43 protein-coding genes are annotated in these 23,325 nt (G+C 69.1%); all 43 read right to left on the reverse strand.

Annotation, left to right across the window (positions count from 1 at the left end; all coding sequences use genetic code 11):
* Window positions 1-30: 30 nt before the first annotated feature.
* The 43 genes from DMA15_RS03650 to DMA15_RS03835 all read right to left on the reverse strand — a co-directional run bounded on the left by DMA15_RS03650 (window position 31) and on the right by DMA15_RS03835 (window position 23,294).
* On the reverse strand, window positions 31-573 hold the full coding sequence (locus DMA15_RS03650) for a hypothetical protein (protein WP_125511213.1): 543 nt from the start codon (window positions 571-573) through the stop codon (window positions 31-33).
* A gap of 253 nt (window positions 574-826) precedes the next feature.
* On the reverse strand, window positions 827-2,203 hold the full coding sequence (locus DMA15_RS03655) for an AAA family ATPase (RefSeq protein WP_125511214.1): 1,377 nt from the start codon (window positions 2,201-2,203) through the stop codon (window positions 827-829).
* A gap of 59 nt (window positions 2,204-2,262) precedes the next feature.
* Window positions 2,263-2,874 carry a hypothetical protein gene (locus tag DMA15_RS03660; RefSeq protein ID WP_125511215.1) on the reverse strand — a complete coding sequence of 204 codons (612 nt, stop codon included), beginning with the start codon at window positions 2,872-2,874 and terminating at the stop codon, window positions 2,263-2,265.
* Between the two features lie 183 nt (window positions 2,875-3,057).
* Window positions 3,058-3,510, reverse strand: a complete 453-nt coding sequence (locus DMA15_RS03665) for a hypothetical protein (protein ID WP_125511216.1) — start codon at window positions 3,508-3,510, stop codon at window positions 3,058-3,060.
* The gene (locus DMA15_RS03670; RefSeq protein ID WP_125511217.1) at window positions 3,500-3,781 is read right to left on the reverse strand and encodes a hypothetical protein; all 282 of its coding nucleotides are present in this window, start codon (window positions 3,779-3,781) and stop codon (window positions 3,500-3,502) included. Before DMA15_RS03670 ends, DMA15_RS03665 begins: the two co-directional genes overlap by 11 nt.
* Window positions 3,774-4,010 (reverse strand): hypothetical protein, encoded by a 237-nt coding sequence (locus DMA15_RS03675; protein WP_125511218.1) that lies wholly within the window; start codon window positions 4,008-4,010, stop codon window positions 3,774-3,776. The genes DMA15_RS03670 and DMA15_RS03675 overlap by 8 nt, the downstream gene beginning before the upstream one ends.
* Window positions 4,007-4,477 carry a hypothetical protein gene (locus DMA15_RS03680; protein WP_125511219.1) on the reverse strand — a complete coding sequence of 157 codons (471 nt, stop codon included), beginning with the start codon at window positions 4,475-4,477 and terminating at the stop codon, window positions 4,007-4,009. Before DMA15_RS03680 ends, DMA15_RS03675 begins: the two co-directional genes overlap by 4 nt.
* Window positions 4,474-4,728: a hypothetical protein gene (locus DMA15_RS03685; protein ID WP_125511220.1), complete on the reverse strand. Its 255-nt coding sequence runs from the start codon at window positions 4,726-4,728 to the stop codon at window positions 4,474-4,476. The genes DMA15_RS03680 and DMA15_RS03685 overlap by 4 nt, the downstream gene beginning before the upstream one ends.
* Entirely contained in the window at window positions 4,725-5,207 is a 483-nt protein-coding gene (locus tag DMA15_RS03690; RefSeq protein ID WP_125511221.1) for a hypothetical protein, read from the reverse strand. The genes DMA15_RS03685 and DMA15_RS03690 overlap by 4 nt, the downstream gene beginning before the upstream one ends.
* On the reverse strand, window positions 5,200-5,466 hold the full coding sequence (locus DMA15_RS03695) for a hypothetical protein (protein ID WP_125511222.1): 267 nt from the start codon (window positions 5,464-5,466) through the stop codon (window positions 5,200-5,202). Before DMA15_RS03695 ends, DMA15_RS03690 begins: the two co-directional genes overlap by 8 nt.
* A complete protein-coding gene (locus DMA15_RS03700; RefSeq protein ID WP_125511223.1) occupies window positions 5,466-5,873 on the reverse strand; it encodes an SsgA family sporulation/cell division regulator in 408 nt (135 codons plus the stop codon). Before DMA15_RS03700 ends, DMA15_RS03695 begins: the two co-directional genes overlap by 1 nt.
* Entirely contained in the window at window positions 5,870-6,121 is a 252-nt protein-coding gene (locus tag DMA15_RS03705; protein ID WP_125511224.1) for a hypothetical protein, read from the reverse strand. Before DMA15_RS03705 ends, DMA15_RS03700 begins: the two co-directional genes overlap by 4 nt.
* Window positions 6,118-6,351, reverse strand: a complete 234-nt coding sequence (locus DMA15_RS03710; RefSeq protein ID WP_125511225.1) for a hypothetical protein — start codon at window positions 6,349-6,351, stop codon at window positions 6,118-6,120. The genes DMA15_RS03705 and DMA15_RS03710 overlap by 4 nt, the downstream gene beginning before the upstream one ends.
* Complete coding sequence (locus tag DMA15_RS03715; RefSeq protein WP_125511226.1) at window positions 6,348-6,545, reverse strand: hypothetical protein; 198 nt, start codon at window positions 6,543-6,545, stop codon at window positions 6,348-6,350. The genes DMA15_RS03710 and DMA15_RS03715 overlap by 4 nt, the downstream gene beginning before the upstream one ends.
* The gene (locus tag DMA15_RS03720) at window positions 6,542-6,763 is read right to left on the reverse strand and encodes a hypothetical protein (protein ID WP_125511227.1); all 222 of its coding nucleotides are present in this window, start codon (window positions 6,761-6,763) and stop codon (window positions 6,542-6,544) included. The genes DMA15_RS03715 and DMA15_RS03720 overlap by 4 nt, the downstream gene beginning before the upstream one ends.
* Complete coding sequence (locus DMA15_RS36520; protein WP_164551683.1) at window positions 6,760-6,912, reverse strand: hypothetical protein; 153 nt, start codon at window positions 6,910-6,912, stop codon at window positions 6,760-6,762. Before DMA15_RS36520 ends, DMA15_RS03720 begins: the two co-directional genes overlap by 4 nt.
* Window positions 6,909-7,127, reverse strand: a complete 219-nt coding sequence (locus DMA15_RS03725) for a hypothetical protein (RefSeq protein ID WP_125511228.1) — start codon at window positions 7,125-7,127, stop codon at window positions 6,909-6,911. The genes DMA15_RS36520 and DMA15_RS03725 overlap by 4 nt, the downstream gene beginning before the upstream one ends.
* 2 nt (window positions 7,128-7,129) lie before the next feature.
* Window positions 7,130-8,047: a hypothetical protein gene (locus tag DMA15_RS03730; protein WP_125511229.1), complete on the reverse strand. Its 918-nt coding sequence runs from the start codon at window positions 8,045-8,047 to the stop codon at window positions 7,130-7,132.
* A complete protein-coding gene (locus DMA15_RS03735) occupies window positions 8,040-8,378 on the reverse strand; it encodes a hypothetical protein (protein ID WP_125511230.1) in 339 nt (112 codons plus the stop codon). The genes DMA15_RS03730 and DMA15_RS03735 overlap by 8 nt, the downstream gene beginning before the upstream one ends.
* Window positions 8,375-8,539 carry a hypothetical protein gene (locus DMA15_RS36525; RefSeq protein ID WP_164551684.1) on the reverse strand — a complete coding sequence of 55 codons (165 nt, stop codon included), beginning with the start codon at window positions 8,537-8,539 and terminating at the stop codon, window positions 8,375-8,377. Before DMA15_RS36525 ends, DMA15_RS03735 begins: the two co-directional genes overlap by 4 nt.
* A gap of 101 nt (window positions 8,540-8,640) precedes the next feature.
* Window positions 8,641-8,907, reverse strand: coding sequence for a hypothetical protein (locus DMA15_RS03740; RefSeq protein ID WP_125511231.1), 267 nt, complete (start codon window positions 8,905-8,907; stop codon window positions 8,641-8,643).
* Window positions 8,904-9,257 carry a hypothetical protein gene (locus tag DMA15_RS03745; RefSeq protein WP_125511232.1) on the reverse strand — a complete coding sequence of 118 codons (354 nt, stop codon included), beginning with the start codon at window positions 9,255-9,257 and terminating at the stop codon, window positions 8,904-8,906. Before DMA15_RS03745 ends, DMA15_RS03740 begins: the two co-directional genes overlap by 4 nt.
* A 193-nt stretch (window positions 9,258-9,450) precedes the next feature.
* A complete protein-coding gene (locus DMA15_RS03750; RefSeq protein WP_125511233.1) occupies window positions 9,451-9,648 on the reverse strand; it encodes a hypothetical protein in 198 nt (65 codons plus the stop codon).
* A 3-nt stretch (window positions 9,649-9,651) separates the two neighbouring features.
* Window positions 9,652-9,783 (reverse strand): hypothetical protein, encoded by a 132-nt coding sequence (locus DMA15_RS37910; RefSeq protein WP_276314322.1) that lies wholly within the window; start codon window positions 9,781-9,783, stop codon window positions 9,652-9,654.
* An 80-nt stretch (window positions 9,784-9,863) separates the two neighbouring features.
* On the reverse strand, window positions 9,864-10,217 hold the full coding sequence (locus DMA15_RS03755) for a hypothetical protein (RefSeq protein WP_125511234.1): 354 nt from the start codon (window positions 10,215-10,217) through the stop codon (window positions 9,864-9,866).
* Between the two features lie 67 nt (window positions 10,218-10,284).
* Window positions 10,285-10,506: a hypothetical protein gene (locus tag DMA15_RS03760; RefSeq protein ID WP_125511235.1), complete on the reverse strand. Its 222-nt coding sequence runs from the start codon at window positions 10,504-10,506 to the stop codon at window positions 10,285-10,287.
* 9 nt (window positions 10,507-10,515) lie between these two features.
* Window positions 10,516-10,728, reverse strand: a complete 213-nt coding sequence (locus DMA15_RS03765) for a hypothetical protein (RefSeq protein ID WP_125511236.1) — start codon at window positions 10,726-10,728, stop codon at window positions 10,516-10,518.
* 266 nt (window positions 10,729-10,994) lie between these two features.
* Window positions 10,995-11,147 carry a pRL2-8 gene (locus tag DMA15_RS03770; RefSeq protein ID WP_240659667.1) on the reverse strand — a complete coding sequence of 51 codons (153 nt, stop codon included), beginning with the start codon at window positions 11,145-11,147 and terminating at the stop codon, window positions 10,995-10,997.
* A 2-nt stretch (window positions 11,148-11,149) separates the two neighbouring features.
* Complete coding sequence (locus DMA15_RS03775) at window positions 11,150-11,494, reverse strand: hypothetical protein (protein WP_125511238.1); 345 nt, start codon at window positions 11,492-11,494, stop codon at window positions 11,150-11,152.
* 149 nt (window positions 11,495-11,643) lie between these two features.
* A complete protein-coding gene (locus DMA15_RS03780) occupies window positions 11,644-13,839 on the reverse strand; it encodes an FtsK/SpoIIIE domain-containing protein (protein WP_240659668.1) in 2,196 nt (731 codons plus the stop codon).
* The gene (locus tag DMA15_RS03785; RefSeq protein WP_125511239.1) at window positions 13,836-14,645 is read right to left on the reverse strand and encodes a DUF2637 domain-containing protein; all 810 of its coding nucleotides are present in this window, start codon (window positions 14,643-14,645) and stop codon (window positions 13,836-13,838) included. The genes DMA15_RS03780 and DMA15_RS03785 overlap by 4 nt, the downstream gene beginning before the upstream one ends.
* Window positions 14,646-14,793: 148 nt before the next feature.
* Window positions 14,794-15,804, reverse strand: coding sequence for a site-specific DNA-methyltransferase (locus DMA15_RS03790; RefSeq protein WP_240659669.1), 1,011 nt, complete (start codon window positions 15,802-15,804; stop codon window positions 14,794-14,796).
* Window positions 15,801-16,715, reverse strand: coding sequence for a bifunctional DNA primase/polymerase (locus DMA15_RS37305; protein ID WP_125511241.1), 915 nt, complete (start codon window positions 16,713-16,715; stop codon window positions 15,801-15,803). The genes DMA15_RS03790 and DMA15_RS37305 overlap by 4 nt, the downstream gene beginning before the upstream one ends.
* Window positions 16,716-16,841 carry a hypothetical protein gene (locus DMA15_RS37915; RefSeq protein WP_276314323.1) on the reverse strand — a complete coding sequence of 42 codons (126 nt, stop codon included), beginning with the start codon at window positions 16,839-16,841 and terminating at the stop codon, window positions 16,716-16,718.
* Between the two features lie 58 nt (window positions 16,842-16,899).
* Complete coding sequence (locus DMA15_RS03800) at window positions 16,900-17,622, reverse strand: VWA domain-containing protein (RefSeq protein ID WP_125511242.1); 723 nt, start codon at window positions 17,620-17,622, stop codon at window positions 16,900-16,902.
* 118 nt (window positions 17,623-17,740) lie between these two features.
* Window positions 17,741-18,580: a hypothetical protein gene (locus DMA15_RS03805; RefSeq protein ID WP_125511243.1), complete on the reverse strand. Its 840-nt coding sequence runs from the start codon at window positions 18,578-18,580 to the stop codon at window positions 17,741-17,743.
* A gap of 18 nt (window positions 18,581-18,598) precedes the next feature.
* Window positions 18,599-18,724: a hypothetical protein gene (locus tag DMA15_RS37920; RefSeq protein WP_276314324.1), complete on the reverse strand. Its 126-nt coding sequence runs from the start codon at window positions 18,722-18,724 to the stop codon at window positions 18,599-18,601.
* Window positions 18,721-18,915: a BldC family transcriptional regulator gene (locus DMA15_RS03810; RefSeq protein ID WP_125511244.1), complete on the reverse strand. Its 195-nt coding sequence runs from the start codon at window positions 18,913-18,915 to the stop codon at window positions 18,721-18,723. The genes DMA15_RS37920 and DMA15_RS03810 overlap by 4 nt, the downstream gene beginning before the upstream one ends.
* A gap of 12 nt (window positions 18,916-18,927) precedes the next feature.
* A complete protein-coding gene (locus tag DMA15_RS03815) occupies window positions 18,928-19,113 on the reverse strand; it encodes a hypothetical protein (protein WP_125511245.1) in 186 nt (61 codons plus the stop codon).
* 196 nt (window positions 19,114-19,309) lie between these two features.
* Complete coding sequence (locus DMA15_RS03820) at window positions 19,310-19,732, reverse strand: hypothetical protein (RefSeq protein WP_125511246.1); 423 nt, start codon at window positions 19,730-19,732, stop codon at window positions 19,310-19,312.
* Complete coding sequence (locus DMA15_RS03825; protein WP_125511247.1) at window positions 19,729-20,352, reverse strand: hypothetical protein; 624 nt, start codon at window positions 20,350-20,352, stop codon at window positions 19,729-19,731. Before DMA15_RS03825 ends, DMA15_RS03820 begins: the two co-directional genes overlap by 4 nt.
* Window positions 20,353-21,008: 656 nt before the next feature.
* A complete protein-coding gene (locus DMA15_RS03830; RefSeq protein WP_125511248.1) occupies window positions 21,009-22,802 on the reverse strand; it encodes a hypothetical protein in 1,794 nt (597 codons plus the stop codon).
* An 87-nt stretch (window positions 22,803-22,889) separates the two neighbouring features.
* Complete coding sequence (locus DMA15_RS03835) at window positions 22,890-23,294, reverse strand: endonuclease VII domain-containing protein (protein WP_125511249.1); 405 nt, start codon at window positions 23,292-23,294, stop codon at window positions 22,890-22,892.
* Between the last annotated feature and the right edge of the window lie 31 nt (window positions 23,295-23,325).

Raw genomic sequence — 23,325 nt, forward strand, 5'->3', positions numbered from 1 at the left:
GTTCAGGGTCGCCGGGGCCCGTCACGCGGCCTACAGGCCGTCAGAAGCGCACACAGGCACGCGCACGGGGCACACGTCGTGAACGGCCCAGTGGTAGCTGTCGTGGTCGATGGCCATGTACGGCTCGCCGCCCTCGATGAGGCGGCGGCAGGTCCGGCAGCGGTGCGGCCAGCTCCTGGAAGGGCGGGGCGTCACAGCGCTCGCAGGACCCGCCTGAGGCATCGCGGAGGCACAGGGCGGGTCCGGGCGCCCGATAGCGGTCACACGGGCCCGGGGAGCGTCCACGGCCACCTCGGTGACGCCCATGGCGTCCTGGCCGCGTGCGCCGCACGCATGCGACGCCACGATGTCGCACGGTGTGGCCGACACGGCGGCGGTCCGCAGCCGCAGCTTCCAGGGCCGGCCGGACCGGGTGATGACGTCGTACGTCCAGCGGCCCGCGATCAGCGCGGCCCGGTAGCTCTCCGCGTCCAGCGGGATGGGGTCCGCCGCCGCGGCAAGTCCCGAGACCTGAGCGGCCAGCACGACGCTTCCGCAGCGGTTGCAAGTCGCGATCTTGATTTCTGTGTCCATGAGGCTTCGCGTAGCCGTAGCAAGATCCTTTCTCTTTTGATCTTCGCAACGTGTCCGGAACCGGTCCGTGGCCCCCGTCCTTATAGGACGGACGGGGGAGGACCACTAGAGACCAGTCCTGACCTGGGCAAACGTCCGGAGTGGTCCGGGACCACTAAAAGACCGGTCCTGAGCGGTCCGGGACCGGTCCGGGGACCACTCGAAAAATGTACTGATAAGGGCTCTGACCTGGTCGTATACAAAAATCCGGCCCTCACTGGCCGGTGAGGTGGTCCTGGACGAACACGGACCGGTCCTCTGTACAGTGGTCCTCGATCTTGGTCCCCTCGTAGGGGACCGGTCCCGGACCATGGGCGGTCCGAGTTCCCGCCTTCGACGCCACGAGATGGCCCTGCGCAGTCAGCCACTCGATCGTCCACAGAATCCGGTCCGTCGCGCCCGTGACGCCCTGGCGGATCGCCCGCGCACTGCACCCCGGATTGCCCGCCACAAACCCCGTGACGGCCTCGCACAGCTTCTGCGGCGGTGCGTCCTCAAAGCCCCGCGCCTCCGCATCGTCGTGGGGCCAGGCAGGCCAGACGTTCGCGGTCGGCGCCGCCTTGCCCTCGAAGTCGATGACCATGTCCGCGAACCACTGGGGGCGCGGTCCGGGGACCGCGTGGGCGCGCACCCACGCCCCGCGGTCCTTCTCGACTCTCAGGCGGCTCTTGCCCTTCATGTTCTTGCCGATGGGCTTGATCAGCTCCAGGAGGTAGCTGACCCCGGTGAGCGCGGACCGCTTGTGCTGGCTGCCGATGGCCCGTTTCTCGCCGTGCGGTACGTGATCGAGGACCACCACAGCCCAGTCGGCAGCAGCGAAAGGTTTCGTCACCTTCGCGTGCCACGCCGCGACGTCGTTCTCCAGCCGGCCGTCCAGTCCCTCGTGGGACATGGCCTCGGTCATGCCGTCAAACACCGCCAGTGAGCCCCGCACTTCGATCAGCTCTTGCAGCCCCTCCTCGTCCGCGGCCGTGAGCGGCCCGGTGGGATTGCGGTAGTGGAAGAAGGCCATCACGTCCTCACGTCTGGCTCCGAGCAGCTTCAGGCGCCGCACGATCGAGGTCGCGTCGTCCTCGAAGTCGATGTAGGCGACGTGGTGGTGAGAGGTGATCTCCTGGACGGCCACGAGGCAGGACAGCCACGATTTGCCCGCCTCGGATTCGGCGTGGACGCCGTTCAGCTTCCCCCGGTAGAACAGCCCGATGGGCATGTCCCCCGAGAGGTAGCCGACTTCCGTACGGGTTTCGTCTTCTGCGGCATCCCATGCCGCCGCGATGTCAATGGGCGCCCAGGCACGGGGCATTGCTTCCCGCTGCCGCGCCGCATCGATTTCCGCGCCTTCGCGGCGCTGCTGGAGTACGTCAGCCCATTCGGCGGCTCCTTTCCTGCGGCGCCCCTCTTCGTCCTGCCGGATTTCCTCACGCCGCCGCTGGACGACTCCGAGGAATTCCGGCAGCAGTGGCGGGGGTATCTGCGGTTCGACCAGCCGGACCTGGTCGTCAAGGCCGAGCGTGGCTGCGTAGTCGGCGAGCGTATAGAGGATCAAAGGGAAGGCGGGCGCGTGGCCGTCCTGATCCGCTGTCTCCGTCACGGCCACGCGCCTTTCCTGTTGTTGCTGTCACCGGGTGCTGCGATCAATGACGGGTGGTCTCATGCCGCTTCTTCCAGTAGAGGACGTACGTCGTCAGCGGTGATGATCCGGGCTTTCCACAGGACGCTCACGGCATGCGGCTCGCTGAATGCGTACAGGTCATCCAGCATGCGCTCGTAGGCGGCGCCGTGGCCCCGGGGCGCCCGCTCGCCCCTGAGCAGCCGCAGCAGAGAACGCGCGTGATTGCGCGTCGTGTTGTTGCGCGGCGGCAGCGGCTGCCCCCTCACCGGGCTGATGTCGCCCGTGGCCAGGGCAACCGCGACCGCCGCCGCGGTGCTGGCGACCCCGTAGCGGCGGCGCAGCCGCACCAGGCAGCCGTGGACGGCGTCGCGGGTGAGGGCCAGTTGCTCAGCTGCCTCGTCGGCCGTCTCGCCGTCGGCGACGGCCTGGAGGATGCCCAAACCGCCGCCGCGCCGGGGCCGCCGCACTACCGGCGCAAGCTCCAACGCCGCTTTTCGCTCGCGCCGCCTGTGCTCCTGGCTCCTGCGGTGGCTGCACGGCAGGCAGTAGCGCGTCGTGTGGCCGCACTTGCGCTTGTAGAACCCGACGTTGGCAGGGTCGGTGAGGTCGTGCAGGCCTGCCCCGCACACGCTGCGCCTAGCCGGGGGCATGGCCCTGAGCCTGACGCGGTATGGCGCCCCGGGCCGCGGTTTCGCCGGGGGCTGCCGTGAAGGAGCCGGGGCAGCGAGTGCGCACGGCACTCTGCGAGAACAGACGCATCTCGTGTCCGGCGAAGCACGGCCCCCGCCGGGAGACGACGACATCGGGCTGTGCGCCGCAGCGCGGGCAGCGGGTCATGAGCCTCCTCCCCATACCGGCCGGACCCAGAGGTAGCTGCCGGTGCCTGATTCGCCCGTCCATCTGCGGCCGCAGGAGCAGCGGTGCGTACCGTCGCATCCCCTGCGGTGGCAGATGCAGCTGATGTCCGTGGCGTCGCATGCCCCGCCAGGGGACGTCTCCACGGGCATGAAATCCACCTGCGCGAAGGCGCCGCGTCCTGCTTCGTCGAACTCGCTGAGGCTGTGGCCCGCCTCTTTGCCCGGCGCGACCCATGACCAGTCGCCGCTGTCGTCCGCCGGGGCGCCCGGCGCGGACTGGCCGCCCCGGCACGGGATCAGCTTGTACCCCTGTTTCACGCCCACGGTGAAGTGCTCCCGCAAAACAAGATCCCCCTGGCTGTCCTTCACCAGGGGGATCTCCTTGCGGCAGCGCGGGCAGGCGCCCGCTGCTGGATCTTTACTCTTCATCGCCTTCCTCCTCGTCGTCTCCGGGTGCCTGCACCGGCTGGCCGCTCTCGTCGTAGACGATCGCGGTCTTCGTCTTGGGGTCGGTGACGGGCTCCCATTCGTCCCCGAGTCCGAGCGAGTGGTCGCGCCCCCATCCGCTGCACTGCGCGCAGATGCCGGGGACGCCCTCCTCGTAGGCGAGATCGAGGATCTTCTCCGGGTCGGTGGAATCCGTCTCGACGGTGACCGTCGCGGACGCGTAGCCGCTGAGCGGCACGGTGTACTTAGTCATCGCTCTTCTCCTTCTGGGTGTGCGGCCTGGCGTCGCGGATGTGCCACGTCTGGTGGATGTCGCACCCGTCGCTGCCGTCACAGGTCTCTGCGACCAGCCCCAGCCCCGCCGCTTCGTCAGCCGTGATGACCCGCCGTTCCATCGGCTGGTAGGGCGAGGCGTCTGCCGGTGCGGCGGGGTGGCGCAGGCACCACCAGATGTCGCGCCAGAAGGCGGTGATCGCTTTCACGGCCGCTCCTCTCGGTCTGTCGCCTGGACGCGCCAGGCGACCGGGTCGTGCTTGGCGTCGCGGTGCGGCATGACGATCTGGCTGCCGTGCAGGCCGTAGCCGATGACTGTGCCCGGGGGCAGGTGCGGGTTTCCGGGAGATATCCCGGAGGGGCAGCCCGCGCAGCCGTCGCCTTCGTGGCGGCCGTGCTCGCAGCGGTCAAGGTCGGCGAGTACCCGGGCCATCTCGTCAGCCCGGCGGCCGTCCGGACCGGTGACGGTGCCCTGCTCGGTTCGCGTCAGGGTGTGTTCGATGCCCGCGATGGCTGCGGTGACCTTGGCGTGGAGCGGTGAAAAGAACACGTCGGTGGCGCAGTGAAGGGCGGCGTTCATGTGGGCATGGGCGGACAGGTGGGACTGTGCATCGACCAGGGCGTGGCGGGCTTTCTCCAGCTCCCGCCGCAGGTCTGTGATCGCGGACTCGCTCATCCCCGCCCCCCTTCGATCCTCAGCGCCACGTCTTCGAGCACCGCGTTCAGGTACCGCTCCGCTCCATCGACGGGCTCGCGCACCTTCGCGGCGCGGACGAAGGCGGCGCTGGCGGCGCCAAGGTCACTCGCCAGGTGTTCGGCGAGGTGTTGCCGCGCCTGCGCCCGCCGCAGCACATCCCAGTGGGCGGCCTTGTTGAAGCTGACCAACGAGTCGTAGATGCGCTCCTGAAACCGATGCCGCGCGCTCATTCCTCACCCCTCTCGACCTTGATCGCGGCCCGTTCCAGGGCGCGGTTGACCCGTTCGTCGCTGTAGCTGACGACCGTCCTCAGCCGCCTGCCGCGTACGGTCTCGGCTGCCTCGCGGCGCACTTCGTCGCGGTAGGCGTCGATCAGCTGGGCGATGTCATGCATTGACCAGTCCCAGGGCTTCAGCCAGATGAGCCTGTCGCGTGCGCTGGGCTCAGGCGTCGTGCCTCCCGCCGGTGGCCTGCCCGAGCCGGGGCACTTGACGCCCCAGTTGTGATCCTGGAGCACGCCCTCCTTGGTGACAGGGGTGGACGGGTGCGTGCACTCGCTGCACGCACCCGTCTCCGACGGCGGCCGACGGGAGCCGGGGCACTGTTCGGGCCGGTCGTGGGAGTAGAGGACTCCCTGCTTGGTGACACGGATGCCGCCAGGGTGTGCGCACTCGGTGCACGGGAAAAGGGCGGGCGTCTGCTCAGGCATCGCGCCTCTCCCCCACGAACCGGGCGTACAGGAGCGCCTTGCCGTTGGCGGTGCGTGCCAGCGCCTCGAAGGCGCCCGCGGGCTGGTAGACAGCGGTGATGCCCCGCTTGATACGGTACGCGGCGGTGCTGGCGGTGCCGATACGGGCGTGCTCCGCGATCACGGCCCACTCGCCGGGCCTCGCCTTCAGGCCCTCAGCGATGACGCGGTGGTCCACACCCGTGCCCTGGCGCTGCCGCGGCGGGTCTTCGAATCTCATCAGGCTGCCTTTCCGAAGATCTTGTCCAGTTCGGCGCCGACGTCAATGCCGTCCAGCTCGCAGCCGAGCGGCACCATCGCGTAGGACAGGGTGAGGAACGCCTCGATCTGCCCGGCCTCCGCGTGCAGGTGCGCTTCCCCTTCGGGGCTGCACAGCCGGATATGGATACCGCCGTCGCACGGCCAGACGGTGACGTCGCCGCGTCCGGCGCCCGCGGGGGTGGTAATGCCGTCGGCGAGCGTGTCGCGGGCCAGGGTCCACTCGATGCGCTCGCCGGTGCTCGTGGCGCCGATGTCGAGCATCACCGCGTAAGGGTCTTCGGGGTCGTAGTGCAGGTACGAGGCGTCCAGCTCGTGCACGCGGCTGTCGTCCAGGATGTGTTCGAGGTTGATGGGTACGGTTATCACTGCTCCCCCTCGGGGATGCGGACGCCCCCACCGGGGACGGGAATGTGTTCGGTGGGGGCGTCGTCGATGTTCGGATCAAGTCCCGTCACCGGGACGTCGGTTGCTTCGCGCGGACCGCGGGGCACCGCCCGCTGCCACAGGCTGCGGTGCTCACCGCGGCGCCGGCCGGTGGGGCGCAGCGCGGACACGGTGTAGCCCGCCGCTCCCCCGGTGGCGCCGCACACCGCGACGGCGAGCCAGTCGTTCACGGGCAGATGCAGGGGTAGACGCGGTGGCAGTTCGGGCACGTCGGGACATTGCCGCTGCGCTCCTGCACCGCCACCAGGGCCATGAGGTGCGAGGCACCTTCACCGGACACCTGGTGCCTGCGCACGACGTGGTCCCACAGCTCGGAGAAGGACGTGTCTTCGTCGCCCGGCGCCACCCACGCTTCGTGAGTGCACGCCGCGACCGGGCAGGGCATGGTGCGGTCGCTCATAGGCCGTTGTCCTCCGCTTCGTCACAGCAGTCGCCGCACGAGGCGGCATCGTCGTCGTCGATGTAGCCCGCTTCGTCGCCGTAGTCGATGTTGGTTCCGCAGCGTTCACAGTCGGAGCCGTACGTGGCCCAGAAACGGCGGACGCCCCCGGGCGGCTGCGCGGGGGCGTCGGGGCGGATGAAGGGACTGGTCATCGCTCACCCCGGAGGTAGGTCTCGAAGCGGCGGGCGATGTTGAGGACTTCGGACGGCGAGATCTCCATGTCGAGGCTGACCGCCGCCTCCAGCGCCACCGTCCTGATCAGCTGATCCGCGCTCAGCTGCGCGGCGCTCACCCCGCAGATGCACGGTGCGGTGCCGCCCGGTCCGGACAGGCCGTAGTCGCAGGGCGTTGCGTGGGTGCGGGACCTCATGACGGCATCGCCTCCGGAACATCCTCGCCGTGCTCTTCCAGCTCGCGCGCCGCGGCAGCCAGCTCGTGGCGGGCGGCCGGTGAACCGGTGATCTGGTCTCTGTGCCTGGCCGCGAGGTAGCGGGCCAGGCGGTCTTCGCGCTCGGTCATGACCGGGTCCCCTCGCCCGCCGTGTACGTGTAGGTCCGGCGCTGGTTGATCTGCTGCGCCATCTCTTCGGCGCACTCCTCGGCCCTCCGCCGCGCCGCCTCCTCGGATTCCGCCCGCCCGCTGGTCGAGGGGCCGTCCTCCCCCTTCCGCTCCACGCTCCAGGCCCACCGCCCCGAGGCGGGACGGACCGGGGCGATCGTGATCGTGAACTCCATGGTCACTTCCTCACGTAGCAGGTAGCCCAGCTGACTTCGAGCGTCGCCTTCGCGCCGGGCGCCGCGTAGCCGCCGCCGGTGCGGCTGCGGTCCCGTTCGATCCGCGACTCGTTCTGCCAGATCCACGAGCTGGTCGTCAGCGACGTGGCGCCGGTGCGCAGCTTCTTGCCCTCCAGGTAGACGCTGACCGTGTCGCCGCGCCGCTCCCATGTGTAGGTGTGCGCCGTGGTCATGTACGCGGAGGTCTGGACGTTCCACTCGCTGCCGCTGCCGTGGCTGAACGCGGCCACGTTGGTACCCCGGTAGTCGTCGACCTCCGGGTAGTCCAGCTCTGCGCTGCTGCCCTCGTAGCGCAGCCACGCGGACTTGAACCCGGGGTTGGCGCGGGTGACCTTGATGCGGGCGCTGTACCTTCCGTCGCGCAGGTCCATGCAGCGCCGGGGCACGACGGTGCCGACCACGTTGTCGCCGCCGCTCGCGGGCCGGTACATGGAGACCTTCAGCGTGCCGGTGCCGTCGTATCCCTTGCCGACCGAGACGGTCTTCTGCGGCTCGTACGTCCCGCCGTACGGGGCGCCCGTGTTGCCGTCGGCGCCGGACTTCGCGGTGTCCTCCCACCCGGACGGGTAGGCCCACAGTGTGTCGCGCCACTTGCCCGTGAGCCCGGAGCAGTAGGCGCGCGGGGTGTCGACGTGATTGTTGCAGCCGCTGAACGAGCCGACCGGGACGGGCGCGGTGACCGCGCTGTTGAAGTTCTCCGCCCACGCCTGCTTCCACCCCGGCAGGTCGCCCTTGGGCATGGCGTTGGGCGACGGTGCGCCTTCCGCGCCGGGGGCAAGAAGAAGGGCCGCCATCAAGGCGGCCCCGGAGGTGGTGATGATCAGCGCCTTGCGGCGCCTGCGTTGCTTGTGCTCAGGCATGAGGGTCCTGTTCGTCCAGTGCGGCGTTGATCCGGATCACGGCCTCGTGCTGCATGGCTGCGCGTTGTGTGTCCGGCTCGGTGCGCATCTCTGTGTCGATCGCGTCGGCTACCGCTCGGACGCGGGCGCTCTCTTCGGCGTACCTCTCGTTCACACGGAGCAATTCGATGCGCCGTGCCTCGATCTGTCCGTTCGCGCTCTCCAGCTCGGCATCCGCGAGCGCCATCACGGCGTGGGCGGCGGCGTCGTACTCGGGTCCCCACGGCCCGTACGGAGCTACGGCGTGGCGGACGGCTTCCAGGTAGCAGCCGAGACGTTCGGCGTCCCTCACCGCTCCTCCTCGTCCTTGAACGCGTCGGCCAGCGAGCACACGGCGGTGGTCACGGCGGCTGCGGTGCCGGTGACGACGCCGTGCACGATCACCTCGCCTTCCGCGTCGTCCCGCTGGACGTTGAGCGTCGCCGTGTAGCGGGGCAGGGTCACGGGGTCCATGGTTTTCAGCTCCTGAGCGACCGACTCCTGGGGGCGGCAGGCATCGTGCACGCACCGGTCCCCCAAGCGCATGTGCGGCTTCCGGCAGTAGTAGGTAGTCATCACGGCGCCCGGTCGGCGATCAGGTCCACCGGCCCGCCGCCGCACCGGACCTCTGTCGTCTTCTCTGCCCAGCGCGAACGCGGCGCCGTGTCAGGAACGACCGCGCGCAGGTGCGGGGTGACGAGGCCGACGTGCAGTGCGCGCCACGGCCCGTAATTGCGCTGGACTTCCCCGCACCCGGGGCAGTAGGCCCGGCGCCAGTCGGCGCGTGCTGGTTCGGGCGGGGCGACGGGCAGACGGCGCTTGCGCTTGACTTGCGTGTTCACGCCGCAGCGCCACCCTCCACGATCAGCTCATCGAGCCGGGTCAGGGCGCCGCCGTTGTCCGTGTCGAAGAGGGCGCACTGTTCGTTGTCGAGACCCAGGACACGCTGCGCATAGTCATCAATCGTTTCAGCCCCGCTGTTCACGGTGTCCGCGCGCGCCCCGCCCTCGTATTGGTCGGTCCAGTGGTCGCTCCAGTCGAGCCTGGCCCCACTGAGAACGGCCGCCCATCCGGCGATGCAGTACGTAGTGCCGCATGAGGTGCGCCTTGCCCAGTGGGCCTGGTCGTGCTGCTCCGGGTGTTCCCGGATCTTGTCTCGGATCTTGATCAGCAGGTCAGTGTTGATCGGCATGTGGTTCCTCCTTGTGCCGGTGGCATTGCTTCGGGGGTGCGCCCTCGCGGGCGAGGCCGCATACGCAAGCGGGCCCCGGGGCGACTTCCCTTGCCCAGAGGCCCGCTGACCATCTCGCTATGTCCGCCCGGATCTTGGCGACCTTCTCGTCACTGATCTGCTGGGCTGTCTCGCGCTTGCCCTTAGCCACTGCTCACTGGCCTGTCTCGGCAAGTTCGATCAGTCGCTTGTAGTCACGGGCGAGGCATTGCAGGCGCTGCCGGTCGCGATAGCGGCGCGAGGCGGTCCCCGTGCTCTCGCCCGGATAGCCGATGTCGAGCCGGGCGGCCTTGACCTCCAGCTCGGCCACCCGCATGCGCAGTTCGGCGATGGTCACTGCCATGAACGCCATGGCTCACCGCTCCATCGGTGCGGATCCGGGCAGCTCGACAGCTGCCTTGCAGCCGGGGCAGACCCGCCCTTCGGCGTTCATGTCGGCGATCGAGCGCAGGGCGTAGGTGTGGCCGCAGGCGGTGATGAGCTGCATGACGGAGCAGCTGCTGCGCCAAACACGGGCGAGGTGGGTGAGGTGTCCGCGCACGAGGCGGACACGGTGCGGGTAGCCGTTCACCGGACGATCCCCAACTGCTGCTCCAGCTCCTTGATGCGGGCCAGCGCTGCCGCCTTCTCCTGCCGGATCTCGTGCATGGAAGGCGGCGGGCTCGCGGTGACGAAGCACCACACCGCGGATCCGGCCAGGGTCAGCGGCCAGACGAAGGCAAAGAACGTCGCCTTAAGGACGGCATCGGCCTGGCATTGCCGCGTCCAGGCGGTGACGGGGTCCTTGTACCTGGGCCCGTTGTCGTGAAAGTTGCACTGCGCCGCGAGTGCGTCGATGCCGCGCCGCCGGGCGCGGCCGTACAGGATGCGGGACGCGAGCAGCATGGCGGCCAGGTAGGTGGTGACGATGAGAACGGTCATGGCGGGTTCCTGAATGCGAGGCGCCCCGCTGCCGGTGGCAACGGGGCGCGGGTGCGGGTGGGCTGGGTCAGAGGCGGGCGATCACTGACGCCGCCTGGTGGTCCGAGGCGTGGCCGTGTTCTCCAGCCCAGTCAGCGACATCCAGCGGCCACCGCTTGTCGACGTAACCGATGACGATGACGGCACCCTCTTGCCGAACGGTGTGGACGGTGTCGCCGGGGCGGGTCGCTTCGCCGAGGACGGCGGCCGCGTGAGTCTCGTCCAGGCAGACGAGCCGGGTTTCAGGCATTGCCGATCATTACTCCTTCTCTCGCTGGTAGTCGCGCCACATCGAGCGCAGCACGAGGACGCAGATCGTCAGCGCGACTGCGGCGAGGCCGATGCACACTGCAACGGCGGCGAGGCCGAGCATCAGGAACACCGCAACGGTGCCGAGAATCGCGAGCGCGATCACGGCCAGGCAGCCGCCCCCGAGGTAGGCGCCCCACGGCCGCGCAACGATCGGCTGCAACGGCGCAACGCCCCCCGGTGCGGGGGCAGCGGGAGGCGTGCCGTAGAGAGGCTGGCCGTCCGCGTCGGTGCCCAGGTACTGCGGCGCCTGAACCGGGGGTGCGTGGCACTGGTGCCACGGCTGCAACGGGGAGTGCATCAGTCGTCGGTTTCGTCAGCGGGCACCGGGAGCTTCATCGGGAAGGTGACGGTGAAGTCGCCGTCTTCTTCGATCTCGACTTCACTTCCGGCACCGGGGTTGATCAGATTCATGGCGTCCCTCCAGGGTCACTTGCGGTAGAACCCGCCGCACTTGGTGACCATGTGGTTCACGCATTGCGGGCAGTCCTCGCGGGGAGCGAGGCGGCGGTGGATGCTCTTGTCGTAGGCGTGCGTCCAGCACTGCGGGCACTGGCCGGGCGGGCAGGGCGGGATGGGCACGGTCAGATCCCCGCTTTGCGGGCGGCGCGCTCGGCCCGCTTCAGCGCCGCCTCCGCGTCGTTCTTGGTGATGCGGGCATGCCGCCTGTCCTTCGGGGCTGCGGCGTCCAGGCGGACCTTCGCTGCCGCTGCTGTGCGGCGGGCTTCGTCCAGATGCCGCCTCGCCTCGTACTGGCGGTAGCCGCCCTCTTCTTCTGCGCGACGGTCGATGCGGTCGACCTCGCGCTGAAACTTCGGGTCGACGCAGGTGTCTTCGCTGTACTCGTCATCGGCCATTGCCTGCTTGGCGATACGGCCGGTGAGCCAGACGCGGCGGGCGAGCTGGCTCTTGCTGTACACGCGGGTCATGCGGGGTCCTTTCATCGGGTGTCGTCGCGGCGGATACGCAGGGCATATGAGGTGGCGCGGCACAGGGCCGAAACCCGAAACTTCCGCAGGCCGCGCCAGTGATCGCGTCGATATCGGGCCCGAAACCGGTTTCGGGCCGCGGTGAAACCTCAGACCGCTGCCGAAGCCGGGTCTTCGTCGTCCTCGTCGACGTCTCTGGCGTCGGGAAGATCGGCGTAGCGCACGCCCTTCGCTCCCCCGCAGCAGTCCCGGATGGTGATCTGCCGGGTCGGAATCTTGTGCACCTTGAGGGCGGCCGACAGCGCCGTGGAACGGACGGCCTGGACGTCGCGTACTTCGTCCGGGCTCATCTCTGCGACAGCCTTCTCTGTCTCCATCCACGAGCCGTACAGCTCCGGCAGATACAGCGCGAGCGACTCGACCAGCCGGTGGCTGTGCACCGCGTCGGCGCCGTCCGGCCAGATGGCGTGGACGTGGTCGGCGATGGTCGTGCGGTCGGGCTTCTCGATCTGCTGGCCAGCGGCCTCACCGGACAGCGTTCCGGCCGCGGTCCGCAGGGCAAGTCCGCGCCGGCCCACATCGCGCACGTCCGCCTGCGGGATGAAGTACGCCCGCACGATCTTCGCGTTGGTCGCGGAGCGGGCGAGCCACCCGGTCCCGGAGTCCTTCGGGTCGTCTCCTTCGGCGGGCTCGAAGATGTTCGCGCGGATCCCGCGCTTGTACATGCCGGTGCCCAGCACCAGGTCATTCGCGGTGTGCCCGGTGATCGCGAGACAGAAGCGCAAGATCGCGTTGTCACTGATCTTCTTGGGGATCGACTTCGCGTCGGGCCGCTGCGTGGTCAGCACCAGGATGATGCCGTACGCCCGCGCCTTGCGGATCAGCCGGGCGAAGACCGCCTCTGCCTCCTTGCCGTACACGGGGTGCTCGAAGAGCGTGTGCACCTCGTCGAAGATCGCGAGGATGGGGTGCAGGCGCAGGTGCGGGTACTTGTCCGAGAGCTTGCGCGTCACCTTGCGCCCGGTGGGTACATCCGCGACGGGGAGACCGGCGACGATCTTCTTGCGCCGCTTCATCTCCTTCTCCAGGGCGTAGCCCCCGTCCAGCGCGGCCTCGCAGTGCTCGTCGTCGTCGCCCTGCACGTAGCGGTGACAGATGGGCCTCAGGCCCTCCAGGTCACCCGAGCCCTTCAGCTCGAACAGCCACTCCTCGCAGGTGGGATCCAGCGCCCCGGCACATGCGATCGTGCACACCGCGCTGGTCTTCCCGGAGCCCATCACGCCGCCGATGAGCATGTTGGTCGCGATGACGGCGAGCGGCTCACGGTCGCCCTTGGGGGTGACGCCGAAGGGGATCACCCCGTACATGTCCGCCGTGCCCCCGGCGAGCAGCGGCCACGGCCGCAGAATCGTGCGCGGGTCCTTCTTCGCGACCCAGATGTTCGCGCGCCCCGGATGCTCGGAGCCCACCGACGGCCAGACGCACTGCAACGGGCGCCGCATCGCGGCGGCCAGCTCCTTGCGCTTGTCGAGCAGCAGTTCCGCGAGCGTCGCGCCGGGCAGGTCCACCTGCGCCAGCCATCCGGGGCCGTCGACCGCGATCGGCGCGACGAACCGCGGCGTGCCCTTGACGCCGATCGCCTCGATCGCCTGAGCCAGCTCCTCGGAGTCCAGCGGACGCTGGAGGTGGATGGACAGGTAGCGGGTGACGATCGGCTTGTCCCCGCGCCGGCCGTACACACCGGCCAGAGCCAGGGCCGCGGTCACCGCGCCCCCGCACCACAGCGGCACGGCCAGCGCGGCCACGAACAGGATCAGCAACACTGTGCCCGCAAGGGCCAGGGACGCGATGCGCCGCGGCCTCACCCTGCGCGAGTGCTCACGCGACAGGGCCAGCCACGCCTCGATGTCGGCTGTCGCCGCGGCCCTGGCCGTCACCGGCCGCGCCTCGGTGTCCGCGACCCACTTGCCCCACCGGACGATGAGCCGCCCGGTGCCGCGCGGGGCGCACAGCAGCAGCCGGATCAGGTAGACCGGCAGGCGCAGCAGGTGGAACGCCCCGAAGTGGACGCAGTAGGCCAGCGTCCAGCGCACGTTGACGGCGAACTCCCGCAGGCTGCGCAGCCAGGACGGCAGCACCGCGGGCGCGTCCGTGAGGTCGGCGCGGCGCTGCTCCGCCCACGTACCCGTGTCGGCTGCGACTTGCGGGGTGTCGACGGGCATTGGCGGCGCATCAGGATCGAGCGCGTACATCTCCCGCTTGTCGTCCGCTCCGACCTTCTTGAACGTGACCTTCTGCTCGGTCCCGTTGATGACCGTCCCCGTGGCGCCGTCGGGGATGCTCACGGCGTACCCCGCAGCTTCTCCACATCCCGGGCGTCGAAGAGGTGCCCGCCCCCGGGATCGGCTGCAACGGGAGTCAGAGTGCCGCGGTGCTTGTAGGACCGGACCGTGTTCGGGCTGACGTTCAGCCGCTCCGCGACCTCACTGGTCGTCAGCATCTCGCCACGCCCCTGCGGCGGCACCGCCACGGGCGTTGCGCCCGCCGCCACGAGCGGCAGCAGCCGCACCCCCGCAGGAACCGCGTCGGCCCACCGGAAGACGGGGCGCAGGGGCGCTGCGCAGATGGCCGCAACGGGGGTGCGTTGCACCGCAACGCCGGGCGTTGCGACGCGTCGCGCGATGGCTTCGTGGACTTGGCGCATGAGCGCGCCGAAGGCGAGCAGCGCGGCGACGGGAGGCACGGCGGCGACGATGTAGTCCATGGGTTCGGCTCCGGCGCCCACCCCCGCGACGTTCAAGGCGATGGAGCCGAGCGATCCGGCGACGGCGAGCGCGATGGCCCACCAGTCGATGCGCCGCATGAGCGAGGCACGCAGGATGAGGACTTCGCCGATGACGATGAAGAGATCGACAGTGCCGGGCCACGCCCACGCCCTGGCGGGCGAGTGCTGAAGCCCCTGAGCCGCGGCGACATCGTGAAGGTGCTCGTACGAAAGCCAGAAGGCGCCGCCGGTGAGGGCGACGGTGGCGACGGCCGCGATGACGGCGAGCAGGGTCAGGACGCGCGAGGCGTCAGAAGAGGAAACGGGAAACCTGTCAGAACTCTTGATCACCGCAGGGGGTGCGGCGCTACCTTTCTTGCGGGCCATTGGAGGTACGTCTCCAGGGGTCAAGAGGTCCCGGCTCGCGGGGTTGCAGCCGCTTGCCGGGGCCCGCCGGTTGATGTGGTTCCGCTCTACGCCCGCCCGTTCGGCGAGCGCAAGCGGGTCCGGGAATCCGCCACCCCGCACCAGTGCGTCAGTCGCGGCGTGGGGCGGGTGGGATGCTCTCCTCCTTCGGGGCGAGCTTCGCGAACCGCTCGATCGCCATGTCGTGGTACGCGGCGTTCAGATCGATGCCGATGTACTGCCTGCCGAGTTGAAGCGCCGCGAGCCCAGTCGTCCCTGCCCCGCTGCACGGGTCGAGGACGATGCCGCCCGGCGTGCAGCCCGCCTTGATGCAGCGCAGCGGCAGGTCAACCGGGAAGGTGGCGAAGTGCGCCTGCGGGAACGGGCGGGTGCTGATCGACCAGACGTCGCCCGGATTGCGGCCCGTCGCGTCGACCTTGTCAACGCTCCACCTGCCGGTCGCTGTATGGGGCTTGTTTGCTGTGGTGTGCGCCCTGCGCGAGGGTGCCCTGTCTCCGCTGTACTGCTCGCGTATCGCGTCCAGGTTGAAGAAGTACTTTGCCTTCTTGGTGAACAGGAACAGTGACTCGCGCCGGTTCGACAGGCGGTCGCGCACGGAGGACGGCATGGCATTCGGTTTGTGCCAGATGATCTCGTTGCGGAGGATCCAGCCGTCGTCTTGCAGCGCGAACGCGACGCGCCAGGGGATGCCGAGCAGATTCTCGGTCGGCATCCCCGTGACGGTGCGCCTGGCGGCCGCCGCTGTCGCCCCGTCCCTGCGGAAGGATGGTCTGCCTCCCTCCTGCTTACGCTGCCCGCTGTTCCCCGTTCCGTGCCACCGCTCGTTGAAATCCTTATTGGGCGCCCCCATCCCTGAGCTGTAGCTGTCTCCCAGGTTCAGCCACAGCGTCCCGTCGTCGGCGAGCACGCGCCGCGCCTCAGCAAACAGCGCACGCATCGTCTCGACATACGCAGCGGGCGTCGGCTCCAGCCCGTACTGGCCGGGCGCGCCGTAGTCGCGGAGCCCGTAGTACGGGGGGCTGGTGACGATGCAGTTCACCGACCGCTCGGGGGCGGCCGCCAGTACTTCGAGCGCGTCGCCGACCAGCAGCAGGGCGCCGTCACCGTGGTGGTGAATCACCTTCCCTCCTTTTTCTGCTGATTGCGGTACGCGCTGCGCACCGTTGCTTCCGCCTGGCGCTGCCCGCCGTCGCCGCTGTATGCCGCCCCGAGCTGGTCGACGGCGTCCTCGATGGCGATGCCGTCGGAGCACGCGGAACGGGCAGCCCAGTACAGGGCGTTCGAGCGGTTGCCCGGTGCGGCGTCGCGGACGGTGTCGACCAGCCCGCCGATCGAGCCGCCGCGGCGCGGCTGCGCGAACAGCGGACGTGCGGGGCGGGGCTTCTCCCGGCACAGCTCGATCAGCCATGGCGGGGCGTCGCGCACGGGCAGGTCGTTCTCCGCGATGTAGGGGCCGGACGTGGTGCGTGAGCCGGCCGCCAGTACATAGCCGCCCTGCGACCCGCCATTGCCCCGCACGTCGACCAGGCCCTTGACCGGGGACGCCTGCGAGGCGGTCAGGCCCGGCGGCCACCGGAAGTACAGGTGCAGGCCGAGCCGCCCGGTCTGCACCCGGTGGGTGTCCATCAGCTCTGTCCAGCTGCCGCCGTACAGCTCGCAGAGGTGGCGCAGCACGTCGGTGCCGTCGACCAGCGGACCGAGCTTCTCGTGCAGCGCCGCGTATGGCGTGCCCTCCAGCTGGCCCGGCCCCTTGCAGACATCGCAGTCGACGACCAGCAGGCCCGACGGCCCGCACGCGATAGCCGGATTCGCGAGGGGCGAGTACGTCCACGCTTCGATGATCTTGTTCAGGTCGGTGGTCGCCCACTCCCCCCATCGGATCTTGTAGGGCTGCTGTGGGGTGATGAGGTGCGGCTGCTTGTCGATGACGTCGCCGGACTGAGGGCACGTGGTCCCGGCCGGATTGCAGGGGAAGACCGACCAGCCGCGCTGCACTGCGGCGATGGCGTGGGCGATCAGGTTCTCTGTCATTTACAGGGCGTGCTGCCACAGCCAGACGGCCAGGCCGAACCCGATCGCCAGCATGATCAGGCTGCCGACGACGGCCATCACGACGACGACAACGGCGTACGCCTTCGACGCCCGTTCGAAATCCATCGCATCTCCGTTCACGCGAAGAGGGGCCCCGCTTCCGGAGCCCCTCGGATGGGTCAGCTCACCGGATGATCCCGGCGGCGGAAGCGGCGGCCAGCCAGCCCGCGTACTCGTGGGTGATGCCGTCGTACAGGTCGGCGTCGCTCACGGTGTGCGGGTCGCGGGCGTGGAAGAAGCTGGCGTTGTCGACCTTCCGGCCGCGCAGGTCATCGAGCTTCTCCAGGAACTCGATGCGCTCCCCGTATCCGACGAACGCCCAGAAGATCGGCAGCGAGGACGCGTCCTGGAGTGCGTGCTTCGCGTCGGGCTTGCTGTCGGGGGCACCGTCGCTCTGGAAGATGACCAGCGCTGGGTCGGTGGCGCCGGAGCGCTGGTAGTGCGCGATGACCGACCGCATGGCCGAGCCGTAGTTGGTGGTTCCCCACCGCACTGCCGTGTGCGTGGCGTCGATGACCCCGGTGTGACTGTGCAGGCGGACGTCGACCGGGCGCTCGGCAACCGTGCCGAAGTAGATCAGCGGCACCGTGCCGTCGTCGTCCAGGTTGGCGGACAGCCCCAGCGCCTGCTCTGCCAGCCGCTGAACGCTGCCGTCCTTGTAGAAGCCGTGCATCGAACCCGAGTGATCGAGGACGAGGTATACGGCGGCGCGCTGGCCGGTGAGCCCGGACTTCTCCAGGCTGACGGCGGCCGACTTGGTGAGGCTGACCAGCCCCGGCGGGACCTTGTCGAGCGTGATCGCCGGACCGGTGCCGGTCGGCGGTGGAACATTCTTGCTGCGGAACATGCGGGTTCCTTTCGCGGGTGAAGCGCAGCCGGAGCCGCCCGGATGCAGCGGGCCCCGGCTGCGGGCATGAAAAAGGACGCGACCCCAGGGGCGCGTCCGTCGTGGTGGTGCGGCGGGTCTAGAAGGGCGGCGGCTCCTGCGCCTGGAAGGTCTTCGCGATCATCGTTGCCTGCTCGGCCGTCATCCCTTCCGGGTTGACGCCCTTGCTCTGCAGGAACGCGACCAGCTGCGGGTCAAGGGCGGCAGACCCAGAGGCAGGGACGGTCTGGGCAGGGGCTGCCTGCGCTGAACCGGCAGGGTTCCCCCACTGAGGGGCCGGGCTACCCGGTGCAGTCGCTGCCGGGGCACCCGCACCAGTCGGTGCCTGGGCAGGCGTCGCCGTGGCAGCAGGTGTGCCCCATTGCCCCTGCGGAGGGCCCGCCGGTGCCGCTGCTCCGGGTGTGCCCTGCCACGGGTCGTACGGCAGCTGCTGCGAGACGTGTTGAGGCTGCTGCCCCCACGCCTGCTGCTGGGCAGGCGCCGCCTGCGCGGTCGGCTGGGTGAAGGCGTTGCGCGGGTGGGCGTTGATGTACTGCGTCGCCATCTGGACGTCGGCGTCGGAGTACTCGGCCAGGTAGAAGGCGCCGGACTTCTGTCCCTGCGCCGCTGTCTGCGCGAGCCTGCCCAGCACCATGCCGCCGCCGCAGTGCTTCTTGATCTGCGGGACCAGCGCCTTGCCGCCGACGCGTGCGTTGCTCAGGACGGTCGGCTGTCCCGTCTCCGGGTTGACCAGGTCGATGATCGCCACGTCGGCTTCGACCGCGTCGTACGGCTCAGGCTGGCCGTTCTGCCCGGTGCCCATGTGCTGGCTGACGCTGTCCGGGTAGAACAGGAACAGCTTGCCGACCCACTCGGGATGGTCGCGCGGCGTGAACCGGTCGCCGCGGTCAGGCTGCGCGAAGGGATTAGGGGTTGTCACGAAGATCTCTCTTTCCTGTTACGGGAGTTCGGTTGTCTGCGCGCCGCAGCCGGCGCATATCCAGCGCAGCGGGCCGCGCGCCGTCTCGGCCCACCAGTGCAGCTGCGGGAAGAGGCGGTGCACCAGTACGCGGAGCCACCTCACGCGGCCTGCTTTTCTTGCACGGCATCGAATGCGGCCCGCACCTCCGAGTCGCGGTAGCGGCGGTGCCCGCCGAGCGTGCGGACCGAAGAGAGCTTCCCGGCCTGCGCCCAGCGGGACACCGTCTTGACGTCCACGCGGAAGATCTCAGCCACCTCACCCGGGGTGAGCAGCTTCTCGTAATCGAGTTCCATATCTGTCACCTCCTATTGGGGCAGCACCTCGAACATGGGGCGCGAGAATCCGCCGGAATCCTGTCCGGGCGTGATGTCATCTTCGAGTTCCGGGATGTACTTGTTCGGCACCGAATAGCTGATCTCGCAGCGTTCCAGGTTCCCAGGGCTTTCGGGGTCGTCCTCCCACCACTGCACGGCGGGATTACTGTCGACCATTACGCCGCCTTCTCCTTGCCTGCCAAGCCGCGGCTTACCGCGACGCGCCGGAACTTGCCCTGACATAACCCGCCTGCCTTGCCAGACCGCGCCGCAACCGGACGCGCATTGACATGCCCGGCCTCGCCTCGCCTGCCACGCCGTGCCAAGCCTGGCCTTGCCACTCCAATCCCGGACCCGCCACGCCTGCCGTGCGCTACGCCGCTTCGTCGTTCAGGTCTTCGCGGATCATCTCTGTGAATTCCTCGAAGTCCTGGTAGCGGCGCTTAAGCGTCTGCCATTCACGCGCCATGTCGGCCAGTACGAGGCGGCGCGTGAAGTCATCGGATACGACCGTTTCGACGGGCTCGTATACGTGGCCGTGCTCGCGGCGCACCGCGTGGTAGGCGCGCACCGATTTGGCGGGACCGCTCTCGTCCGCCTCGCGGTACACCACCTTCACGGAGCGGATCAGTTCGTGCGCCTGCTGCTGCCGGTACTTCTCACCGGCCACGCCGTCGTTCCATTCGAAGCGGGAATGCAGCGGATGAGATGCGTCGCGCGCCTCATCCACGATCAGTGACGGCGTGAGCTGCCCCCGCTGGTCGTAGATGGATTGCAGCTGGTCGCGCAGGCTCACGAGATGACCTCGACTTCCCGCGACTGGTCGATGTCGTACGTGCCGAAGTCGCCGCCCTTCTCGGGGCGCCACTCCCCCACGCCGACGCCCATTCCGCCCGCCGCGATCAGGGAGATCACGGATTCGCGGGTCAGCATCGACTTGACGTAGACGACGTCCAGTGCCGTGGTCCACTCCGGGAACTCGGGGCGGTAGCGCAGGTCGTGGCCGCCGCGCCCCACCGTCACGGTGTCTTCGCGCATGTGCGGGGTGCCGTCGATGCGGGTCATGCCGCGGCCGTCGTCGCCGACCTCGCCACGGAAGAACATGAACTGCCGCAACGCGGTCATCGTCACGCCCTGGTAGAACCGGGCGCCGCCGATCGTCGCCGCCTTGAACGCGATAACCGGGAAGCCGTAGCCGCCGTCCTTCAGGTGGTAGAAGGCGGCCTCGTACTCGGCTTCCGGGTCCTTGCTCTGCTTCGGAGACTTGCGTCCCTGCATGTTGTCGAGCATCTGCCGCTTCGCCTTTTCACTGAAGCGGTGCACGATCAGCGGCGACGTTCCCACAATGGGGATACGTATGGTTTCCGCGTCGATCTTTTCGAGCTGAATTTCAGCGGTCATCTTCTCTTCCTTCACGGGTAGTTGTTTGCCTTGCCATGCCTGCCATGCCTTACCAGACCTTGCCGGGACGGGACTTGCCAGAGCGTGCCTGCCTTGCCGTAACCGGCCACGTCGGGACGTAACTTGCCCCGCCATGCCTGCCGCGCCGAACCGCAACGATCCGTGCCATGCCTAAACTCGCCTAGCCTGCCGCGCCTTTCCCTGCCTCGCCCGAACTCGCCGAACCATGCCTGCCACGCCTCGCCAGAACTTGCCGGACCGGGACTTGCCAGAGCGCGCCTGCCTCGCCAAAGCCATTTCCCGCCCCGCCTTGCCTGCCATGCCCCAACTCACTGCGCCGTGCCGAAACCCGCCCAGCCTGCCGCGCCAAAACGCACGTCGCCCAGACGCGCCGCAACTCGCCTCGCCTGCCATGCCCTGCCGGGCCATTCCGGTCCATGCCCGGCCACGCCTGCCCTGCCGAGTCTTGCCACGCATTACCGAGCCGTGCCATTTCACGCCGCGACCTGACTGCCGAACAGCACCCCGCCATGACGGGCCAATCCGCGCCCTGCCTGCCGTGCCGCGCCGAACCGAGCCTGGACAACCCTTGCCTGGCCCCGACTTGCCCAACCGCGCCTGCCTCGCCAAAACTGAACTCACCGCAACCAACTTGGGCCACGTCACTTCATCTACCGCCCCGGACACCCCCGCTCCATGTTCGGATCACCGGGCGCATACCAGTCGCAGAATTTGCAGTCGCTCGGATCGACGGGGAATTGGCGTGCCACTTCAAGCGGCGTGCGCTCTGTCGGGCCTGCTCCGATGTAGTCGTGGATACCGTTGTCGATCCTGTCCACCCGCGCCAGCGCATCGCGCGCTATCTGCGGGTCGTAGGGTTCGACGACCGCATACAGATCGTCCAGCGAAGACGACTCCATGGGCCACGACAGCAGCGCCACGAAGTCGACGCGCTCGCCTTGCAACCTCGCGCCGAATCCGTACACGTGCAGCTGTGTTCGCTGCGTCGGCGTCATGCCTTCCGTGCGCAGCTTGTTCTGTGACCACTTCCCCTGGATCTTGTGGTCATCGACCATGAACAGGACGCGGTCAAGGAGATCCGTCGTGCCGCGCGGTACGAGACCGCTGGGGAACTTCAGCGGCACCTCGACAGCGAAGCGTCCTGTGTTGCCGCTCGCCCACGTGAACACCTCGGCCAGCTCCTTGTGGATGGCCGTGCCCTTGAAGGAAGCCCAGCCGTCGCCGCCCGGATTGACCGGCGGTATCCGCAGCAGCGACATGGCAAGGCGCCTGTCGCAGGGGCTGCCGATCTCGGACGGCCCGAGCGTCGTCTGCGCCGATCGGTTGTCGTTCGTCTTCCGGTTGCCGAACGAGTAGAAGACCTCCCGCATCCTGGCGACCAGCCGTTCAGCCATCATCGTCATCGGCACGGCAGGCTCTGCCGCGGGCGTCTTGGCCGGCTGCGAGAACGGCGAACCCGGCTGGGCGAAGAGCGGCTCAGCCGGTGCCGCAGCCGCAGGTTCCGTCCGGCTTGAGGCAGTCGGGGTGAGAGCCGCATCCGGCGGCGGCACAGGGGCCGGTGACCTTTCCGGGGCATCCGCAGGTGCCGGGGCTGCACTGTCCGCAGGCGTGGCGTCCGGGGTGGGGGCATCCTTCCGGGAAAGCCTCGTCACCGCCGCGACGCCCAGCTCTCTCTTGCTGGACGCTGCGGTCTTCCCCGGGCACTGCGCCTGCCGCCTCTCGTACATCCACAGGTGCGGCCCGTGATCCTTCGTGATGTGGCACGGCTGCTCCTGCTGGCTCGATGCCCCGGCACCAGCACCATCCGCAGAGCCCGCACCAGTTGGGTTCGTCGCAGGTGTTGAGGGGCTTGAAGGCGGCGCCTCGGCTGCGTCCGGCCGCGGCGGCGAGTCCTGCTGCGTAGTCGTCGACTCCGGGCAGGGCGGCGGCAGCTCCCTGTTCTCGATCGCTCTTGCGGCTGCCTCTGCCCATTTGCTGATCATCTCCTCGGACTCGTTGGGGGCCGCACTGTCGGCAGTCGGCCGGACATCCGTCGCACCGTCCAGGCGGGCAGTAGGCGCAGTCTGGTTCTGACCCGATGTAGGGGACTCCTTCACCGTCGGGCACGCGCTCTCTCCGCTCTCGTACGGCTTGCCGGACATGGGGCACTTCACGCGCTTCGACGTGGGTGTCTCGCCCTCGCGCATGTGATCGGTGAAGTACCCTGTCGCGCCGTCCAGTACGGGCGAGCCGGGGCAGGCGGGGCACGGCGCATAGTCACGGCCGATGACGGGCCGCTCGTCGTCGGGCCCCGTCTCGGGGCCGCGCCGGATCAGCCAGGCGGGGATGTCGCGCTTCGAGCGCGAGCACTCCGTCCCCTTCTCCCGGTCGTGCTTGCGGTAGTGGTTGTCCACCGTCGCGACCACGTTCTTGTGGCAGGAGATGCAGTGATACCTATCGGCCACGGCGGCGCTCCCTCTTGTGCCAGGCCCAGGCGAAGGCGCACAGGAACAGGAAGCAGCCCCCGTTCAGGCCGATGGTGATCTCCGGAATCACGTTGCGTCTCCTCTCAGCCGTCGTGCAGGCGGGTTGAACAGGTAGTGGTGCGCCCGTATGAAGAAGTCGAGTTCGTCGCGGGCGTGGCCCAGCATCGAGTTGCAGGGGCGGCAGAGCAGCCCGCGCACCGCGCCGCTGGCGTGGTCGTGGTCGACGCTGAGACGGCGCGTCGCCCCGGTGGCGCGGCGGCAGATCGCACAGCGGCCGCCCTGAAGGCGGTACAGCTTGGCGTAGTCGCCCGCGGCGAGGCCGTACGTGTTCTGCACGGCCAGCTCGTGCGCCGCCTCCCTACGCCGCTTCTTCACCGCCCGGTGGCACGTCGCGCAGCGGGGGCCGGGGTAGGGAGCCGGACGCTTGCTGTCCTCCGGGCAGTCCTTGCAGCGTCTCTTCTTCGGCGGCATCGGCCTCCGCTTTCCATTGGGCTGCCTTCGC

The sequence above is a fragment of the Streptomyces sp. WAC 01529 genome (genome assembly GCF_003945545.1).
Classification (GTDB): domain Bacteria; phylum Actinomycetota; class Actinomycetes; order Streptomycetales; family Streptomycetaceae; genus Streptomyces; species Streptomyces anatolicus.

What these genes read in the sequence shown, in the direction of transcription:
- DMA15_RS36525 (WP_164551684.1), bottom strand. Translation starts at nt 8,539, where the DNA reads ATGGACCCCGTGACCCTGCCCCGCTACACGGCGACGCTCAACGTCCAG.
- DMA15_RS03815 (WP_125511245.1), bottom strand. Translation starts at nt 19,113, where the DNA reads ATGGTCGACAGTAATCCCGCCGTGCAGTGGTGGGAGGACGACCCCGAA.
- DMA15_RS03730 (WP_125511229.1), bottom strand. Translation starts at nt 8,047, where the DNA reads ATGCCTGAGCACAAGCAACGCAGGCGCCGCAAGGCGCTGATCATCACC.
- DMA15_RS03715 (WP_125511226.1), bottom strand. Translation starts at nt 6,545, where the DNA reads ATGACCAGTCCCTTCATCCGCCCCGACGCCCCCGCGCAGCCGCCCGGG.
- DMA15_RS03695 (WP_125511222.1), bottom strand. Translation starts at nt 5,466, where the DNA reads ATGAGATTCGAAGACCCGCCGCGGCAGCGCCAGGGCACGGGTGTGGAC.
- DMA15_RS37915 (WP_276314323.1), bottom strand. Translation starts at nt 16,841, where the DNA reads ATGGATTTCGAACGGGCGTCGAAGGCGTACGCCGTTGTCGTCGTCGTG.
- DMA15_RS03760 (WP_125511235.1), bottom strand. Translation starts at nt 10,506, where the DNA reads ATGCCTGAAACCCGGCTCGTCTGCCTGGACGAGACTCACGCGGCCGCC.
- DMA15_RS03745 (WP_125511232.1), bottom strand. Translation starts at nt 9,257, where the DNA reads ATGCCGATCAACACTGACCTGCTGATCAAGATCCGAGACAAGATCCGG.
- DMA15_RS03680 (WP_125511219.1), bottom strand. Translation starts at nt 4,477, where the DNA reads ATGAGCGAGTCCGCGATCACAGACCTGCGGCGGGAGCTGGAGAAAGCC.
- DMA15_RS03690 (WP_125511221.1), bottom strand. Translation starts at nt 5,207, where the DNA reads ATGCCTGAGCAGACGCCCGCCCTTTTCCCGTGCACCGAGTGCGCACAC.
- DMA15_RS03660 (WP_125511215.1), bottom strand. Translation starts at nt 2,874, where the DNA reads ATGCCCCCGGCTAGGCGCAGCGTGTGCGGGGCAGGCCTGCACGACCTC.
- DMA15_RS03775 (WP_125511238.1), bottom strand. Translation starts at nt 11,494, where the DNA reads ATGACCCGCGTGTACAGCAAGAGCCAGCTCGCCCGCCGCGTCTGGCTC.
- DMA15_RS37910 (WP_276314322.1), bottom strand. Translation starts at nt 9,783, where the DNA reads ATGCAGCTCATCACCGCCTGCGGCCACACCTACGCCCTGCGCTCGATC.
- DMA15_RS03650 (WP_125511213.1), bottom strand. Translation starts at nt 573, where the DNA reads ATGGACACAGAAATCAAGATCGCGACTTGCAACCGCTGCGGAAGCGTC.
- DMA15_RS03710 (WP_125511225.1), bottom strand. Translation starts at nt 6,351, where the DNA reads ATGAGCGACCGCACCATGCCCTGCCCGGTCGCGGCGTGCACTCACGAA.
- DMA15_RS03810 (WP_125511244.1), bottom strand. Translation starts at nt 18,915, where the DNA reads ATGGAACTCGATTACGAGAAGCTGCTCACCCCGGGTGAGGTGGCTGAG.
- DMA15_RS03665 (WP_125511216.1), bottom strand. Translation starts at nt 3,510, where the DNA reads ATGAAGAGTAAAGATCCAGCAGCGGGCGCCTGCCCGCGCTGCCGCAAG.
- DMA15_RS03785 (WP_125511239.1), bottom strand. Translation starts at nt 14,645, where the DNA reads ATGGCCCGCAAGAAAGGTAGCGCCGCACCCCCTGCGGTGATCAAGAGT.
- DMA15_RS03755 (WP_125511234.1), bottom strand. Translation starts at nt 10,217, where the DNA reads ATGACCGTTCTCATCGTCACCACCTACCTGGCCGCCATGCTGCTCGCG.
- DMA15_RS03750 (WP_125511233.1), bottom strand. Translation starts at nt 9,648, where the DNA reads ATGGCGTTCATGGCAGTGACCATCGCCGAACTGCGCATGCGGGTGGCC.
- DMA15_RS36520 (WP_164551683.1), bottom strand. Translation starts at nt 6,912, where the DNA reads ATGACCGAGCGCGAAGACCGCCTGGCCCGCTACCTCGCGGCCAGGCAC.
- DMA15_RS03685 (WP_125511220.1), bottom strand. Translation starts at nt 4,728, where the DNA reads ATGAGCGCGCGGCATCGGTTTCAGGAGCGCATCTACGACTCGTTGGTC.
- DMA15_RS03670 (WP_125511217.1), bottom strand. Translation starts at nt 3,781, where the DNA reads ATGACTAAGTACACCGTGCCGCTCAGCGGCTACGCGTCCGCGACGGTC.
- DMA15_RS03720 (WP_125511227.1), bottom strand. Translation starts at nt 6,763, where the DNA reads ATGAGGTCCCGCACCCACGCAACGCCCTGCGACTACGGCCTGTCCGGA.
- DMA15_RS03800 (WP_125511242.1), bottom strand. Translation starts at nt 17,622, where the DNA reads ATGTTCCGCAGCAAGAATGTTCCACCGCCGACCGGCACCGGTCCGGCG.
- DMA15_RS03725 (WP_125511228.1), bottom strand. Translation starts at nt 7,127, where the DNA reads ATGGAGTTCACGATCACGATCGCCCCGGTCCGTCCCGCCTCGGGGCGG.
- DMA15_RS37305 (WP_125511241.1), bottom strand. Translation starts at nt 16,715, where the DNA reads ATGACAGAGAACCTGATCGCCCACGCCATCGCCGCAGTGCAGCGCGGC.
- DMA15_RS03835 (WP_125511249.1), bottom strand. Translation starts at nt 23,294, where the DNA reads ATGCCGCCGAAGAAGAGACGCTGCAAGGACTGCCCGGAGGACAGCAAG.